The 15,371-nt window shown below is 56.6% G+C and carries 13 protein-coding genes and 1 pseudogene; 7 read left to right on the top strand and 7 right to left on the bottom strand.

Annotation, left to right across the window (positions count from 1 at the left end):
• Window positions 1-169 precede the first annotated feature (169 nt).
• From WDJ57_RS20875 to WDJ57_RS20865, 3 genes and pseudogenes are all read right to left on the bottom strand, one after another.
• Window positions 170-2,334, bottom strand: a pseudogene (locus tag WDJ57_RS20875) (type B DNA-directed DNA polymerase).
• Between the two features lie 2 nt (window positions 2,335-2,336).
• Window positions 2,337-2,642 carry a hypothetical protein gene (locus tag WDJ57_RS20870; RefSeq protein WP_338906400.1) on the bottom strand — a complete coding sequence of 102 codons (306 nt, stop codon included), beginning with the start codon at window positions 2,640-2,642 and terminating at the stop codon, window positions 2,337-2,339.
• Window positions 2,643-2,644: 2 nt separating this feature from the next.
• A complete protein-coding gene (locus WDJ57_RS20865) occupies window positions 2,645-3,586 on the bottom strand; it encodes a hypothetical protein (protein ID WP_338906399.1) in 942 nt (313 codons plus the stop codon).
• A 1,121-nt stretch (window positions 3,587-4,707) separates the two neighbouring features.
• On the opposite strand from WDJ57_RS20865, the gene WDJ57_RS20860 reads away from it, so the two are divergent.
• Window positions 4,708-6,303, top strand: a complete 1,596-nt coding sequence (locus tag WDJ57_RS20860) for a hypothetical protein (RefSeq protein WP_338906398.1) — start codon at window positions 4,708-4,710, stop codon at window positions 6,301-6,303.
• A gap of 124 nt (window positions 6,304-6,427) precedes the next feature.
• Complete coding sequence (locus tag WDJ57_RS20855) at window positions 6,428-7,114, top strand: SOS response-associated peptidase (protein ID WP_338906397.1); 687 nt, start codon at window positions 6,428-6,430, stop codon at window positions 7,112-7,114.
• An 18-nt stretch (window positions 7,115-7,132) separates the two neighbouring features.
• Here WDJ57_RS20855 and WDJ57_RS20850 read toward each other — a convergent pair whose 3' ends face one another.
• Window positions 7,133-8,161 carry a Cdc6/Cdc18 family protein gene (locus tag WDJ57_RS20850; RefSeq protein WP_338906396.1) on the bottom strand — a complete coding sequence of 343 codons (1,029 nt, stop codon included), beginning with the start codon at window positions 8,159-8,161 and terminating at the stop codon, window positions 7,133-7,135.
• Between the two features lie 458 nt (window positions 8,162-8,619).
• Here WDJ57_RS20850 and WDJ57_RS20845 point away from each other — a divergent pair, with 458 nt between their 5' ends.
• Entirely contained in the window at window positions 8,620-9,591 is a 972-nt protein-coding gene (locus WDJ57_RS20845; RefSeq protein ID WP_338906395.1) for a hypothetical protein, read from the top strand.
• 6 nt (window positions 9,592-9,597) lie between these two features.
• On the opposite strand, the gene WDJ57_RS20840 is transcribed toward WDJ57_RS20845, so the two are convergent.
• Both WDJ57_RS20840 and WDJ57_RS20835 read right to left on the bottom strand, forming a co-directional pair.
• Window positions 9,598-11,067, bottom strand: a complete 1,470-nt coding sequence (locus WDJ57_RS20840; protein ID WP_338906394.1) for a GmrSD restriction endonuclease domain-containing protein — start codon at window positions 11,065-11,067, stop codon at window positions 9,598-9,600.
• Window positions 11,064-11,366 carry a DUF262 domain-containing protein gene (locus WDJ57_RS20835; protein WP_338906392.1) on the bottom strand — a complete coding sequence of 101 codons (303 nt, stop codon included), beginning with the start codon at window positions 11,364-11,366 and terminating at the stop codon, window positions 11,064-11,066. Before WDJ57_RS20835 ends, WDJ57_RS20840 begins: the two co-directional genes overlap by 4 nt.
• A gap of 90 nt (window positions 11,367-11,456) precedes the next feature.
• Here WDJ57_RS20835 and WDJ57_RS20830 point away from each other — a divergent pair, with 90 nt between their 5' ends.
• A complete protein-coding gene (locus WDJ57_RS20830; RefSeq protein ID WP_338906390.1) occupies window positions 11,457-12,512 on the top strand; it encodes a GNAT family N-acetyltransferase in 1,056 nt (351 codons plus the stop codon).
• Window positions 12,513-12,533: 21 nt separating this feature from the next.
• On the opposite strand, the gene WDJ57_RS20825 is transcribed toward WDJ57_RS20830, so the two are convergent.
• A complete protein-coding gene (locus WDJ57_RS20825; protein WP_338906388.1) occupies window positions 12,534-12,971 on the bottom strand; it encodes a TIR domain-containing protein in 438 nt (145 codons plus the stop codon).
• A gap of 127 nt (window positions 12,972-13,098) precedes the next feature.
• Between WDJ57_RS20825 and WDJ57_RS20820 the strand changes: the two genes are divergently transcribed.
• From WDJ57_RS20820 to WDJ57_RS20810, 3 genes are read left to right on the top strand one after another with little or no spacing between them, the layout of a single operon-like run.
• Window positions 13,099-14,040 carry a TIR domain-containing protein gene (locus WDJ57_RS20820; protein ID WP_338906386.1) on the top strand — a complete coding sequence of 314 codons (942 nt, stop codon included), beginning with the start codon at window positions 13,099-13,101 and terminating at the stop codon, window positions 14,038-14,040.
• Window positions 14,033-14,803 (top strand): RipA family octameric membrane protein, encoded by a 771-nt coding sequence (locus WDJ57_RS20815; RefSeq protein WP_338906385.1) that lies wholly within the window; start codon window positions 14,033-14,035, stop codon window positions 14,801-14,803. Before WDJ57_RS20820 ends, WDJ57_RS20815 begins: the two co-directional genes overlap by 8 nt.
• A gap of 7 nt (window positions 14,804-14,810) precedes the next feature.
• Complete coding sequence (locus WDJ57_RS20810) at window positions 14,811-15,032, top strand: hypothetical protein (RefSeq protein WP_338906383.1); 222 nt, start codon at window positions 14,811-14,813, stop codon at window positions 15,030-15,032.
• Window positions 15,033-15,371: the final 339 nt, after the last annotated feature.

Below are 15,371 nucleotides of genomic sequence, written 5' to 3'. Positions count from 1 at the left end.
GGACCAATTCGCCCCATTCACAAATAGGTTGTCCACCCTCGGTGTGATTGATTCCCTCCATTCACACTCCGGGGGGTGTTACATAGACCAAGGCCCCCCAGAGTGTGAATGGGATCGACCTCGTCGCCCACTTGTGGTTTTGCTCGCATCAAGTGACATCTGAGCCTACTCATCCGTTCCGGGCTGCTGTGAACTCCGTCAGCTCCACCTCTCGTGTCTCTGCGAGTCTCCGTCGAATGTCTGTACGAGCCCACCCGAGCGGTGAAAGCACGCTCTCGACCGCTCTGATCAGCTGCGTCTCGTAGTACGAGGCGTCGTAGGTCTCGATCTCCTCGTGGGCGAGGGCGACCCGGTCTCGCGAGGATTTCTCGTCGTCGACGACCACGTACTCGATATCCTGCCCCGGGTGGACTGCCAGTTCCTGCTCGCGAGCCCGTTTCAAGGCGGCCACGTTCTGGGTATTCTGTGAGTAGCCTTCCAGGGGCTTGGAGACACGATTCCGCTCGACGAGGCGCTCCACTGCTACGTTGCCCGCCTGCAGTTCGTCGATTGCTCGTTCGAGCCGTCCGAGCACCGCGTCCGGTGACCGCGTGGCATCGAGCTGGTCGAGACAGTCCCGCTGGATGTCCACGATGAACGGCGGGGTTGAGCGCTGCCGGGCTTCGATGCCTCTGACCTTGAAGTCGTCGTCGCCGGCGACCTTGCCGAAGTACTTCGTCAGCGCGCCGGCGTCGCTCTCGCGCTGCGGAACGAACGCCACCCAGTCGTAGTGGGCCTCGTGTTCGAGCCGAATCTCGACGCGTTCCGTGATCTCCGTCGCGAGCGTCCCGAGGTCCTCGCGGTCCTCGTCGTCGACGTCAGGGTCCGGCGTCACCCAGATGGAGTCGACGATGCCGTGGACGACGCGCCAGCCGCCGGCTTCCAGCCGCTGTTTCGCCGTCAGCAGAATCTCGCGAGCGAACGCGTTGATTGCTTCGTGGCACTCGATTCGGCCGAATTTCGCGTTGCTGAACCCTTGATAGCCGAAGCAGGCGACGAGGATCCACTTCAGCGCTCCCGACCGTCCCTCGAGTTCCGCCAGCCGGTCCTCGTCGGGGTTGTCCCGTTCCTTCTCGCGACGGATGGCCGCCTTGATCTCGTCGCGCGCGTCGATGATCGGCTGTAGCACGTCGACGAGGTAACCCCGCTCGTCACAGATCGAGTACCCGAGGCCGGGGACGTCCTCGCGGTCGCTGTGGCACTCACACCGGATGACGTCCGGCGAGACGTTCCGGGTACAGATGATGTTCGGGTACAACGAGGAGAAGTCGAGTTCGTGGACGTTCTCGTGAAGCCCGACCTCGGGCGCGAAGATGAAGCCGCCGCGGTCGGCGTCGTGGAGCGTCCCCATCGGTTTGTAGAACTCGTGGCGCCAGGAGTTCCATGGCACGAGGACGCCGCGGTCGTGGGCTTCACAGATCTGGATCGCCGTGAGCACGTTCCCGATCGACGCCCATGCGAGCTCCTGGACGGGCTTGTTCGAGCGCGACACGAGGTCGAGGACGCCCTCGAGGTTCGTCTCCCCGTAGAAGAACGTGTTCGATTCGTCGATGATCGCCCGGCCGGGCACGTTGTACCGCGCCGGTGAGTGACCGACGCGGCCGTAGCTCGAGTACGTCGACCGGCTCGCGAGTTGCTGGTAGTCGACGTCCGGCCACCGACTCAGCGAGAAGCCGTCGACGCCGGCAGCCGTCGCCATCTCGTACAGAGTTGGGACGATCTCGCTGGTTGAGCAGACCAGGACGTCCGGATCGTGTGCGTCGAGCGCCCCTGGACGGCGGTCAGGAGATCCGTCGGCGAGCCGGTAACAGTATCGCCGGCGACAGACAGCTCCCCATAGATGTCGTTGCTCGTTTCGGTCACCGGAACGCTGAGCCGGAGCGTCGACAGCTCGCTCGCCGGCGTCGGATCGGCGTCGGTCTCCAGACAGTACCGGAACTCTCGCGAGAAGTCGACGTTGAAACAGGCGAGATCCCCGACTGGATAGTCCGACAGCTGGCGCGCTTGCCGGGCGAGTGGAGTGACGCGATCGATGTGGGCAACGTCGACTGCGAGAACGGCCTCCTCGTCTCGTCGAAAGCCGGGGCGTCGCGCAACCATCTCGGTCGCGACGACGTCCGGGTGCTGGTCGTACACCGACTGGAGCGTTGTGAGGTCGAGGTCGGTCTCTGGGTCGCGAGCGGCGACGTAGAAGCGTGGGGTGTAGTCTTGGCGCTCGGTCGCGACGGCGCCGTCGGCGGTTGCCTCCCACTCCAGGACGCGGCCGTCGTCCAGAAAGTCGATACTGAACGGCATCGTCACGGGTTCGCGTCCGGTGGGCCACTCTCTTGATCATCGCTCGCTGTGACTGCGGCTTCGAGCTCCTCGAGGCGTTCCTCGTGGTCGTCGAGGCGGGCCTCCTGTTCGAGATCGATGCTGAGCAGCGCCGGCAGCAGCGGATTTTGGTGGTTCAACAGCCCGCTCGCGTCGGCGTGCTCGCGGGCGTACTCGAACAGCTGGTCAAATCGTGGCTGGTCGCGACGCCGCAGTGCCCGGCGGAACTCTGCCCAGCGCTCTTCGATAGCCCGGAGCGCATCCCGGTACGTCGGGTTTGTGCGCCCCATCGCTATCGGCCTCCTGTCCCGGTCGCGGTCCACGCATCGAGCAAGGGGTCCGTAGTGGCCGCCACCGTCTCACCGTCAGCTGTGACGCCTGTCCCGACACCCTCCGGAGTCGGCGTCGACGGCGTCGACGTTGTCGGTTCCACGCCGACCTGCGTGGCGCGTGCCGCGAGCAGCTGCCGCCAGTACGCGAACGTCGTCTGGTAGTACGCGCCGTCGTCGACGGGATAGACGAGCGTCTCGAAGTCTTTGCCGACGACCCGTGGCCCCATCCGAGTCTGCTCGCACTCCAGGTGGTGGTCGGCGACCGTCGCGACTGACTCGGTGAATTCGTTTCGTTCGTTTCGCGTAACGAGCACCGGGATGTCGTACCCCTCGGCGTAGGTTGCCAACCGAGCGAGAGTTCGAGCCTGAAGGGTTCCCGCGTGGGTTTCGCCGAGGATATCGTCGGCGCGGTACTGGACGTCGACGGCCGGCGCGACGATGAGGGCGGGCGTGTGGGGCGACGTGTCCTCGTCACGACTCGGTTCCCCTCGACCGGCCGTCCCGGCGTCAGTGGTGGACATCTGGATCGACTTGTTCACTGCCGTCGGGAGATTACAGACGGCGCCGTAGTGCTGGTAGGCGGTGAATCCGCGGGCGACGTGAATTCGGTTGAGCAACCGTTGACTGGGCGCGATCTGGGCGAGTGTCGTCGTCGCGTGACCATTTGCGTCGACCCAGAAGGCGGGCCCGTCGTGCAGGAGGAGATGGTCGAGTACGAGCGACTGCAGGATTGGGACGCCGCGGCCTCCCTCGACGTCGAGCAGCGTGATGCCGTCGCCGAGTGACGGCAACAACATCTCGTCCGTAGTCGGATCGGCCTGGTCAGCAAGGGACCGATTGCGGTCAGCGCCCCGTGTCGGCTGGTCCACCGTCAATCGGTTCGACGTTGAGTGTTCTCCCATACTAGATTAGTTGTCTACGTTCCCGATAAGCCGCGGCGTGTCGCTTCCGCGTTTCAGGAAACTCGATGTGATCCCCTCCAATCCCGGTACAGTCCCGAGTAGTCTCCGTTTGGATCCTGTTTCCGAGAATAGTTCCTGAATCGAGCGCACTTCGTGTTAACCAACACCCGGCCGTATCGACGGCGGTGTGTTGGTTAAACCTGCCCAGCTGCAGTCTCGAGCCTGACTGCTCGGTATGTTAATGCTCAACGCCACGTTGGAAGAGGTGCTCTATGAGCTATCCACGAACCCACGTCGACCACCGAAACCCCGATCACCACGAGTCAATGCACCCAACTCGAAATATCGTGAACGCCCACGTTGTCGCTGGGGAGTTCCTCACTTCACGATACCACGATGCGCTTCAAACTGTTCTCCATCCCCTCGGCGAATCTCTGGACACCAAAGACCAACATGCGCTCAACGACCTTGGCATCGTCCATGCTAATGGTTCCTTGAACGAGCTTTCCCCTATCGTTCGTACATACGTCAAACTCGACGAGTATTGGACACGCACCCATCGTACTGCGCTCAACGAATTATTCGATGATCGACGTGCTCACGTCCTGAGTTGCTGTACACGGTTCCTTTCTGAGTTCTCTCGACACACACTCGAAGTCGAATCTGGCCGTTCCGGAACTGCGCTGGATACTACCCTTGCTCCACTCCTCGAAAGCGGATTTCTCTCACACACAGATGATGAGAAAACGCCATATTCTGTTGATGAACACCACGCGCTATATCGACCGACTGAACGGCTCTTCGACGCACTTCTTGACCAAGCAGCTGTTCTCTGTGAGCTTCTGCCGCCGACAGAGCTCTAATCGTACGATTCAGAGTCTTTTCGCCTCTGTGGGATCCTCTTGGTCACATACCATCTGCGGTGAAACAGCCGATAAGTAGGCTTGCGAAGTGACCGCTCCTGTCTTCCCAGTTTCAGATGTGTTCAGAGTACGGTGCAAGATGCAGGACGCATAGTCAGCACAATGTTCTGGAGGCCTTGTAGCGTAGTTAAATGATGATTGCTATACCTTCTTGTTTCTGGCACGACCGACTTCCACAAGAACGGGTCACTGGCTGCTATGGACGATATTGAGCGCATTCAGGCGTACATCCTCGGTCGGCTTGATCGGGAACCGCAGGAGAAGGCGGACGTCATCGACGAAATCGACGAGAATCGTGGCGACGACCGTGATACCATCGAATTTGCGTTCGAGGATCTGATCGATCGAGGTCGGATCCAACCCGACGACGAGGATCCACCGACCTACTCTCTTACTGACGCCGGCGAGGTCAAGATGCTTTTCGAAGGACCAGCGGTGATGCTGGCGATCGACTTCGTCGGCGTCCCAGACAAGAACCAGTTGGATGCCTATCTTATGGACCTATACGAGGTGGAAGAGACACCGGAGGAGATGACGACGGGGGGAACGGGTACACTCCCGCTCACCTCGCAGGAATGGGGCGAAATAGAAATGGATCGGGACGAGTTCGACTCTCTCAAACTGACGGTGCTCCAGTTCAACTCCGTCCCGCTCGGCTATCACATCGTCCTCTCCGGAAAGCTGACCTCGGACCACTTCGACGCCATTTGGGCCGCGGACCAGGATGCAGGTTTAGCGCCGGCCCGTGACGCGATCCGCGAGGTATGGAGTGACATCTTCGACGGGTTCTCGCTCGGCCTCGTCTCCAGCCATGATGACCCAGTACGGCTCGTCGGGAGGAACACGCCGATAACCGTGTCCACTCTCAAATTAGGGTTAAGCGTCAACGAAGCCTTGACTGGCTCCCGCGACGTCACGGATCATCAGCGTCTCTACCGCTCGTACGCCTCGCACTTCGGAGGACACGGATTCTTCGAGATGCTGGATATCGATCCATTATCCTCCAAGTCGGTGATCCCACAGGCGGCGAACGCGGTGTGTATCGTCGGTTCAGGGAGTGAGATGTCGCCCGATAACATGACGTACCATAGTTCCTATACCATGATCGAGATCTCTGACCAGCTGGTGCTTGATGAAAACACGCAAACTCCGCCTTCAGCGCTTTCCCTGAGTTCGGACTTTTTTGTCCGGTTCCTCCCGTTGCTCTACCTCTTCAACTGGTTCAAAGACAAGCGATTGGAATTCTGGGAGTTGAACGAGTCGGTCCGGGAGCTCTCCCTGTCGCAGATAGATGCCGGCGGCAGTATAGATGACGTCCAGGATGACATGGAGCACCTGATCGATGCCGACTTGGATTTCACAGAGACGTACTCGCGGGTCCTGTTCCACCAGCAGATCGCGGAGAACTATTTCGAATATTTGACCGACTGGTTCGAGCAGCGCGACCACGGTGAGATTCCTGTCTCGGATATACGGCGGATCGACGATACGGAAGAAACTCAAGGTGTGTTCACGACCATTCTGGATGATATCGTCGACGAAATGGAGTTGGTCGAGGAGAACTATGAAGGTCTGTTTGACCGGTACTCGGTGACTGCGACCAGCTTGAATCGGCTGTTGTCGTACCAATCGTCGGCAACGAACATCCAGATTAACAACACGGTGAAGTGGCTGACGGTGGTCTTGGTATTTCTGGCGTTGTTCGGCGGCTTCGGCGGATATGATATCGTGGCAGATCTGGCAACGCAAGCCTATGAACGCGCTGTAGAATTAGCTGGACACCTACCGTTCTAACCCGTGAAATCTTTCGTCTGTACTTGTCGATTGTCCCCAAATATAAAATCAAACGAGGGAGCAACAGCACCACACCTTCACATTTCCAGATACGTTGAAGACTCTCCCAGTTGGACTGGGAGGTATGTGTGGCCGAAACTCGCTCTTCATCGACCAAGCAGACCTCGAGGCTCGCTTCGATGCCGAGGTCGTCGCGGACGGCGGGTACACACCCCGATACAACATCGCGCCTGGCGACGACCTCCACATCATCACGAACGAGGCTTCCGACGAGATCGACGCCTACCACTGGGGGCTGATTCCGTTCTGGGCGGACGAACCCGAGGAGGGCATCATCAACGCTCGCTCCGAGACTGCCGACGAGAAACGCGTCTTCGAGCGGGCGTGGGAATCACGTCCTTGCCTCGTCCCCTCGTCTGGGTTCTACGAGTGGCAATCGCCGAACGGCGGGTCGAAGCAGCCCTACCGGATTTACCGGGAGGACGACCCCGCATTCGCGATGGCTGGGCTCTGGGACGTCTGGGAGGGCGACGACGAGACGATCTCGTGCGTCACGATTCTCACGACGGAGCCGAACAACCTGATGAACTCAATCCACGACCGGATGCCGGTCGTCCTCCCAAAGGACGCTGAGTCCGACTGGCTCGCCGCAGACGCGGACACCCGCAAGGAACTGTGCCAGCCGTACCCGAAAGACGATCTGGACGCCTACGAGATCTCGACGCGGGTCAACAACCCCGGCAACGACGATCCCCAGGTCATCGAGCCGCTGGACCACGAGCAATCGGGCCTCGGCGAGTTCAGTTCCTGATAGCTGACGGGATCACGGTCACTGCATCGGCGACGCCGCCGCTGAATCGACGAGCGAGTACTCTCGATCCCGACTCGTCCCCTCCGCCTCGAGGAGGTTGTACTGCTCCATCTTCGAGAGGTACGTGCGGATAGTCCGCTTCGTCCGTGGGTCATCGACGTCCTCGGTATAGCGCTCGTGAATCTCGCTCGGCCCGACCGGGCCGTGCTCGCGAACGATGTCGTAGACGACGCGCTGGTGCGGGGTGAGCGAGTCGAGGCTCTTCTGCTTGATTTGGGCCCGAGCATCCTCGGCGGCATCCAGGAGAATGTCGTCGGTGATGCGCTCGTGGTTCTCGCGATCAGCCTTACCGGCGGCCGTTCGGAGGATACCGATTGCGAGGCGGGCGTCGCCGGCGGCCGCGTCGGCGATTCGATAGAGTTGGTCGTCGGTGATGACGTCATTGTCGAGCCCCCACTTTGCCCGCGCACTCAGGATATCGTACAGCTGCTCGTCGTGGTACTTGTCCATCCGGACGTGTTCGCTGGAGCGCAGCCGGCTCACGAGCCGGTCGTCGACGCGGCTGAACAGCTCCTCTTCCTTGTTCGCTATGCAGATGATCGCGAATTGCGGGAGGCTGTGGAGGTCGTAGATGACGCTGGGGTCTTCGAGCTGGTCGACCTCATCGAGGATGACGACGGTTCGCGGGCCATCGTGTTGCTGGAGGCGGTCGACGAGTTCGTCGTGGGGCGTCGACTGCCGGTGGATGTCGATGGTTGCACCGAGGTCGTCGAGGATCTGGTAGAGCGTGCGGAACCGGGTGTAGTTGCGCCAGCAGTTGACGTAGGTGGTCTCGACATCGAGGACCTCCTCACGTAGGCGTTCGGTGACGAATTTTGAGATGCACGTCTTGCCGGCGCCGCTGGGTCCGGTGACAATAGCGGTGTCGGCGGGTTCGCCGTTCGTGATTGGCTCGAGGACACTGGAGAGGTGGTTGACTTCGGCGTCGCGATGCTCAACTTCCCGAGGAACGAACCCGGCCCGGAGGACGCGAGCATCGCGAATCATCTGTCTCTGACAGACTGATTTCGGGTCAGGTTACAAAAGCCTGACCGGGTTGTTTCCGGAAACTCCTATGATAGTACCATCGTGAGTACCCAAAAACCTACGCTGTATCCCGATTTGTGTTCATGGAAAGTCGAGGCTTCCGGAAACTTCCGGAAACTCATCCTCCACTACTGATTTGACACCAAGTGAGTGATTTCTCTTTGACCCCCGAACGACGGGGTGCCGGAGAAATGGTCATTATGATCGAGTGACAAGCAAATCTAATACAGCCATCGACTTCGATGCCATATCTTGGAGTTCTAAACGGAACACGGGTAATCCCACCGCAAGTAGCCGACGGCACGTCTGTTACTTGTCCTGCGTGCGACCAACCGATGGCCGTTGTACGGTCTCACGAACGAGGTTCTGCTTTCATTTCCCGTCATTTTCGGCACCACGAACAGGAGGGTCGTTCTGAGATGGGCCAAACTGCAGGTCAGGCAACCTTTGCTGATCTTGTAGATGTCGGCGAGTGCCCTGGTGAATCGGACGAACATATGAAAATGAAGTCGATTGCATATGCTCGATTGGAGCACGATTTCCCCGATGCGACAGTTGAGCTTGAATCCGGTATCGACGGCCGAATTGCGGATGTCCTGCTCACATTCGATACTCCCCGAGAGCCCCATGGAAGGGGTATCGCGATAGAGGCTCAGTATCGGAATCAGGGCAAAGATATCGAGGCAGTCACTGACCATTATCTACAGCGTGACTATAGCGTTGCATGGCTCAATGAGGGCGATTTCTCAGAGTACGATGTTGATCTCTCCGGAATACTGTCTGTCTGGCCCTATGCGCTTCCGTCGCGGTCTGATATGGAGGGGTACCCGGAAGTCATCAGATGGCTCTGGCAAGAGAAGTCGCCCTCTGTTTCGGTAGAGATCCCTGTACCCGGAGAATATTGGGCTTCATTCGATAAGTCGGATGAATGGGTGACCGTTGCTCAACAAGATCTCCGACGGAAGGGGCGCGCTTGGGCGACTGTTTCTCGCTCACCAACGGGTCAGCTAACTCTTCAGCTTGGAAAGAAGGACTGGGGCTGGGACGGAGATACCCACCGTGTCACCGTTCAGCTTGAAGAATCGGATACCGAGGAACTCCGGTCATTCACTAATAACTTGGAACGGCTGGCATTTGGGTCGGATCGTCCGACTGAGGCAGATCGGGAACGCCCTTGGCATGATTTGACAACGGCTTGGTTCGCCGGTTCCCCCCGTGTTACCTCCTGGCTCTCAGCTTCCCTCTCCCCCGATGACGACGTAGTCCTCTCGTTAGGAAAGAAACACCCGAAGGAAACCGATCGCGTTAGTGTACAAATTGATGAAACTGCGACTCAGGCTCTAAATGAGCTCACTGATCTCCTTGAGAGGGCTTTCGAACTGGAAGCTTGATTGCGGTTAGAACGGTTGGTTCTCGAGGATGTGCTCCATAATGAGCTGCTCCCGAGCATTAACGAATTCCTCAAAGGTCATCTCCTTGGCGCCCTCTGGGATATGGTGAGTCTGCTTGTAGTCGTCCGTTCGGGAGTTCATCCAGTCCTCGAAGTCGTCATCGGATTTCATCTTGTTCGTCTTGTCGATCAGCAACTGGAGGTTCCCCACTCGGTCGGCATCTGCCTCCTCCGGGAGTACCGACTTCGGGATAATGTGGTCGATATCGTAGTCTTTGCCCCGTGCCGGTTCATCGGGATAGTGCGACAGCTGCAGAAGGAACTCGATGTCGCGCTTCCCGTACTGGAGCTCCTCGAAAAGCGTGGTCAACTTTTCTTCGGTGAAACGGAGGGAGGTTCCGTAACTGGATGCCACTTCATCACTGATCCGCTCAAGTGGGAATTCCGAGGTCTCCTCTTCCTCTCGGATAACATCCCGGACGAGTTCTGCGATCTGGTTCGATGATTGGCTGGTGAATCCGTTGAGTCGGGCCGCACAGATATAGTAGAGAATGTCACGACGCCGCCCGCGTCCTTTTATAGAGGTCGAATCGAGCGAGGGATTCTCGTTCTGGTAGAGGTAGTAGGCGATAGGTGTGTAGAGGGCGGGACTGAGGATGTAGGTCACCGTCGGATAGTAACTGTTCAGAAGCTCAGCGAGTTGTTCCATCGTGTTCGAGAACGTATCGGTAAGCCAGATCTCCTTCAGATTCCGCAGCAAGTCGAGTGTGTAGTTGTCGAACCGATACTGGATCTCGTTGCCGTTGATTGCGAGCAGTACCTTCTGGACGTGCTTCGTAGCAAAAGGAGCGTTCCCACCGTCGATGATCCCGTTCAGTTCGTCGACCATCGAGTGCACCTCGTCCCGTGCGTTGATTTCCGGCGGCTCCTGTTGCCAGCTACTAGTCATCAACGACAGGAGGATTTCGGCACGATTCGGTGTCACCCCTCCCTGATTGATCCGTACGAAGACGTCACGAACACGGGTGATGTCGTTCTCGTCTTCGGTAAAGAAGTGGAGCTTCTCGTCCTTGTGGACCGCTCGATAGAGGTCCTCGAAATTACGCTGAGCGTTGAGAATCAGACTATCTGAATTCTCTATCTCGGGGTGGTTCTCGACCAGCTCCTGGATCTCTCCCTCAATTTCCTGGCGTTCTGCATAGAAATCGTCGTTGTCAGAGATGGACATGATTCGGTTGACTGGATACCAGTATGCATTCGCGGTTGCGGACTTCTCAGAGCGGAAGGAGAAGTCGTATTTATTGCCGAGTTCTGAGTCCGCTGTCTGCGGGTCCGAGAGGAGGTTGAGATAGAGTCGCTTCTGAACCCACGAACTGGCCTTGTTCCGAGGGTGGTTGTGTTTCCGCTCGTAGAATGATCCGGTCAGACCGATATTGAGCGCGGTCAGTCGCTGCTGGCCGTCGAGGACTAGTTTCACCGGTGACGGGAGTGGGTCTTCAGAATTGTGCGGGGGTTTCGATGGGTCGGTGTTGTGAGTGACTGGGGAAAATTCGGTTCGTCGACGTAGTGGGTGACGAAGCGATATTTGGGCTGAGCCTGTGCTTCCTCAGCCGAGAGGTTCCACTGAAGGAGCGCACCGATCGGATAGTCCCGTAACAGGGAATCAAACAGATCCACGATGTCACTCGTTTCCCAGACGAACTCCCGCTGAATCGCGGGTAAGAGATAAGAATAATTTATGTTTTCCACGACCTCAGCGATCCGCTTGGTTTCCATATTCCGTCTTGTGGTATGCTGGTTTTATATATCCACATAGTGGTGGTCGCCTATCATTTATAACGTCACAGAGCGATTTCTGATACGGAAATGAGTTTGAATATTCCACTTCCTGCGGGTCTCGGGGACTATGCTTGGCTCGAAACTCTTGCTCAACGTGAGGAGATTAATCAAACGATTCCTCTCTATATCGAAGCTGATGACGGGATTGAGGTCGTCGCTGTTTCCCTTCTCTGTGAAGATGATCTTCGGATGATCTACCGGGCACCCGGTGGTTGGCAATTGCTCACAGAATATGAGTTGTCCGAGGACCCGATTATTCACGTAGACGACCTCCTTGATGCTGTCGTTGCATTTGTGGGAACAGACGCGAGAGTCGTTCAAAAACTCGCTCAGGAACTCGGTGAGAAGTTAGAGGAGCATTGGAAGATGGGATTTGTTCCGTATAGTCAATCTGGGAAGGGGGACAAATTTGAGGAACTTAGACAGGACTGCAATTGCTCAGGGATTGACGACCCGTCAATTGAGCGTGTTCCGGGAATGTCCGAAATCGAGGAATCAGCAGAATTTCGCTGCCATAACTGTATGAGCCTATACGGTATCGAGTATCAGGGTCGTAGAATCGATCTTGATGAGGTGTTCAGTGCTGAGTGGCTCTTCACGAATTCGACTCCGGATGACATCGTGGAGATCGGTGCCGAAGATTCATTTCTCGTGTATTCTAATGGTCGACCAATAGACAAAACAGAACGAGTCATCGGCGCGATGACTAGCTATGGTGGTGACACGAGTTCTTCTTTTGCCCGATATATCCCTGAAAACCACCAGGGATTGCTCTATATTCGAGATGACGACGCGGCTGGATACGTCACTTGGGAAGAGCTGGATGGAATACAGGTTCTTCGACAGCTGTATGTCCGGGATCATTACCGGCGCCGGGGGATTGCTGAGGAGTTAATTCAGACTTGGTGCCAGGAGTACTGTAAGGATGATGTCTACTATATCGACGAACCAAATGATAAGAGCCGGTCTCTGTTTTCAAAACTGGGCCACATTAACGGAGACGGTGAGTACGAAGCGATCGAACTCTACCCGATTCGTGGAGTTGGAAACAGTCTCGACGGTAGCCAGACTCTCCCTCAATAGTTCATCCACGCTCTCATCAACTCAATCAGCCAGGTCTCGAATTCCCTCTACCACACTCTTTCCTTGCCAACCCACGATCTGGTCTGCGTGGTCTTCAACGAAATTGGGCATCTGCTCGTTTCCGCGCGGTGTAACACCCAGAATAGGCTTGCTCTCGATTTTAGCTAAAATAGTTTCTTTCTTGATCCATTTGCTGTGTGCTACGTACATTCCCCCGAGTATTATTACGACCGTAGCTGGCTTGATCTGGTCTTCCCGGAGCGCCTGTTCCAGCTCCTTTTCGGTGTCAGCATCGATCTCATCCACCTTCGGTACTGAGTAGTTCCGGAAACTGAAATTCGGGTAGTCGCGAAGTAGTTCTACCATCCGATTGTACTCGTCGCTGTACTCCCAAGAGTGCGAGATGAACAGTCGGTATTCGCTCCGACGGTTGCTTGAAGATCTGCTGTTGAAGCTCATAACTATATGCGAATTGTTGACGGCTTACCCGTTTAGTACTATGGTCCTCTCTGATGCGGAATCCAAATATGGCGATATTCCAGGGGGAAGAACTTATACTATTTAAAAACGGATTGTTCATACGGTTATGAGCCAAGACACCTCCTCCCCATTGAAAACCACCTGGGAGGCTGCGTTTGATGATATTCGTGGCAGTCCAAACCCCGAATCAGCTGTTCGATTCGTTCTGAAGTCAGCTGTTAACGATCTACCTACCGGATTCTATCGCGATGATGGAGACCGCATACTACCGACCTACAAAGGGAACGATCTCGGAAAGGAGTTCACCGTTCGAGAACTCGGCCCCGTTTATACAGTCACGCAATCTGGGGATAACAGTCTCCCTGAGCTCAGTTCCTCTCAACCGTCGCTCTTCGAGCCGAATGACCAACAGTCGGGCCTTGTCCCGACCGACGATCCCCTGAGCCGCAGTTCTACCGACACTCAGAACCAGCAGGGGCTCTCGTCTAGACAAAAAATCGCTGGCGGTGCTTTGCTCCTATATGGTGCCTACAAAGGGCTGGAAGCCTTGGCCTCTGTAGGCTCGTCGACTCAAGAGTCCCCTTCCTCCTCAGGCGGAAATACTGGGCAATCACTCCCTCGCTTAGCACGCGCTGCAACTCGACTTGAGGACAAGCAGTACAACGTTTTTGTCTCCCACTCGTGGGAGTACGACGAACACTACGAGCGTATCGTTGATTTCCTTGACGAGGTTCCGTCGATCGAGTGGCAGAATCATAGTGTCCCCTCAACTGACCCCCTGCCCGTGGATACCGAGTCTGCCCTTCGCTCTGAACTCCGGAACCAGATGAAAACGGCGTCGGTTGTCGTCGTAAGTAGTGGAATGTACGGTGCTCACAGCACTTGGATCCTGGAGGAGCTGGAACTCGCCGATGAACTGGACAAGCCGGTGATCGCAATCATTCCAGAGGGACAATCGAAGGTCCCCGAGAAAATCCAAGAAGTCGCAGATACTCAGGTAGGATGGCGAAAGGCCTCGCTTGTCGACGCACTCGCTGAATATGCCTGATTCAACCGACGAAGCGGCGGTTGATCTCTCAGAGGATGGCGCCGATACTGACGATGGAGACACGCCCGAAACAGAACCTGAACACTCTGAAGAGGTCACTGGAGGGGACCCTGCTGAGCCATCTGAGGAGGAAGATGTTACAGCTGGACCGCTGGCTAATCTAAGTGAGGACGAGAAGAATCGGCTGATGGAGCAGTACATACATTACGGGGAGGTTGCGATCCAGACTGCCAATCAGCGAGTCCAGATGAACCGCTTTTTCGGTCTGATTTTAACCTCGGTACTGGCCGGTCTCTTTGCTCTCGCCCGCGGCAATCTCACGACCACTAACGCTGCGATCGTTCTCTTCGCATCAGGATTCGGTAGTCTGATTTGCTACTTCTGGTATCAGAGTCTTCAATCATACCGCCGGCTGAACAAAGCGCGGTATGCCATCTTGAATGAGATTGAGTCGGTCCTGCCTGTTCGCATGTACCTGGATGAATGGCGATATTTGAAGCGAGAGAAACCCGACCCGGAAATCGTTGATCCTCGTCCCGCTGAAGATGCTGACCACCGCTCGCATACGATTGTGGAACAGTGGTTCGTCCGCCTATTGGCTGCTGGATACATATCCGTCGGAGGGTATGCCGGCGGGTTCATTCTTACTCCACGGGTGAAGAGGTTCATTCCATCACTACCGGACCCATCGGTGGTTGGTTTTGGTGTTGGTGGAGTCTTCCTGCTCGGCTTAGCCATCCTCTTTAGGATTCAAACCCGCTGAGAATATCATGAGACGCTTCGATACCGGTGATTCTGTCCGAATTGATATTCCTGATGAGACTGATCCCGATCACGACTGGCTCCATGGTCGTCAGGGAACAGTTGTTGAGATCATTATTGACGATGCGGGAGCTGTGACTGATGATGAACGCGAGGGATATCTCTTTCGCGTTAAATTCGATGATGGCGAAACTGCTGATGTGCGCTGGCGTGACCTCCGACCCGCTTGATGTGACTTCGATGCTACTATTCGTATCAGTCGAATCCTTCCTACAAGAACGAGGTGCTTGAACTCAGCGTGAACGACACTCGGACACAGTTGTTCGGGTGTTAGCAACCGTCGCCTGAGTTCTCAATCCTCCCTGATTTATTTTGGTTCCTCTCGGTAAGCCACTCCTAAGCTGTCAGTCTCGCCAAGAGTGAAGTGAGACCGATATCTTGGTAGGGAGTGTTCGATGGATTCAACGCTTCTCACCGGCCCGAAACACGCCCGATTGGAACGACGGGCATTTCAGCGGGCTGATGACATCGCAACCGATTCGCTGGGGAGTATTCTCTACATAACGCGG

Origin of the sequence: Salinibaculum sp. SYNS191, from assembly GCF_037338445.1 — an archaeon.
Lineage (GTDB): Archaea > Halobacteriota > Halobacteria > Halobacteriales > Haloarculaceae > Salinibaculum > Salinibaculum marinum.
This window is presented reverse-complemented; position numbering and strand designations above follow the sequence as displayed.

Bases quoted from the DNA above. Each gene is read 5' to 3' on its own strand.
- WDJ57_RS20870 (WP_338906400.1), bottom strand. From the start codon at position 2,642: ATGGGGCGCACAAACCCGACGTACCGGGATGCGCTCCGGGCTATCGAA.
- WDJ57_RS20865 (WP_338906399.1), bottom strand. From the start codon at position 3,586: ATGGGAGAACACTCAACGTCGAACCGATTGACGGTGGACCAGCCGACA.
- WDJ57_RS20860 (WP_338906398.1), top strand. From the start codon at position 4,708: ATGGACGATATTGAGCGCATTCAGGCGTACATCCTCGGTCGGCTTGAT.
- WDJ57_RS20855 (WP_338906397.1), top strand. From the start codon at position 6,428: ATGTGTGGCCGAAACTCGCTCTTCATCGACCAAGCAGACCTCGAGGCT.
- WDJ57_RS20850 (WP_338906396.1), bottom strand. From the start codon at position 8,161: ATGATTCGCGATGCTCGCGTCCTCCGGGCCGGGTTCGTTCCTCGGGAA.
- WDJ57_RS20845 (WP_338906395.1), top strand. From the start codon at position 8,620: ATGGGCCAAACTGCAGGTCAGGCAACCTTTGCTGATCTTGTAGATGTC.
- WDJ57_RS20835 (WP_338906392.1), bottom strand. From the start codon at position 11,366: ATGGAAACCAAGCGGATCGCTGAGGTCGTGGAAAACATAAATTATTCT.
- WDJ57_RS20830 (WP_338906390.1), top strand. From the start codon at position 11,457: ATGAGTTTGAATATTCCACTTCCTGCGGGTCTCGGGGACTATGCTTGG.
- WDJ57_RS20825 (WP_338906388.1), bottom strand. From the start codon at position 12,971: ATGAGCTTCAACAGCAGATCTTCAAGCAACCGTCGGAGCGAATACCGA.
- WDJ57_RS20820 (WP_338906386.1), top strand. From the start codon at position 13,099: ATGAGCCAAGACACCTCCTCCCCATTGAAAACCACCTGGGAGGCTGCG.
- WDJ57_RS20815 (WP_338906385.1), top strand. From the start codon at position 14,033: ATGCCTGATTCAACCGACGAAGCGGCGGTTGATCTCTCAGAGGATGGC.
- WDJ57_RS20810 (WP_338906383.1), top strand. From the start codon at position 14,811: ATGAGACGCTTCGATACCGGTGATTCTGTCCGAATTGATATTCCTGAT.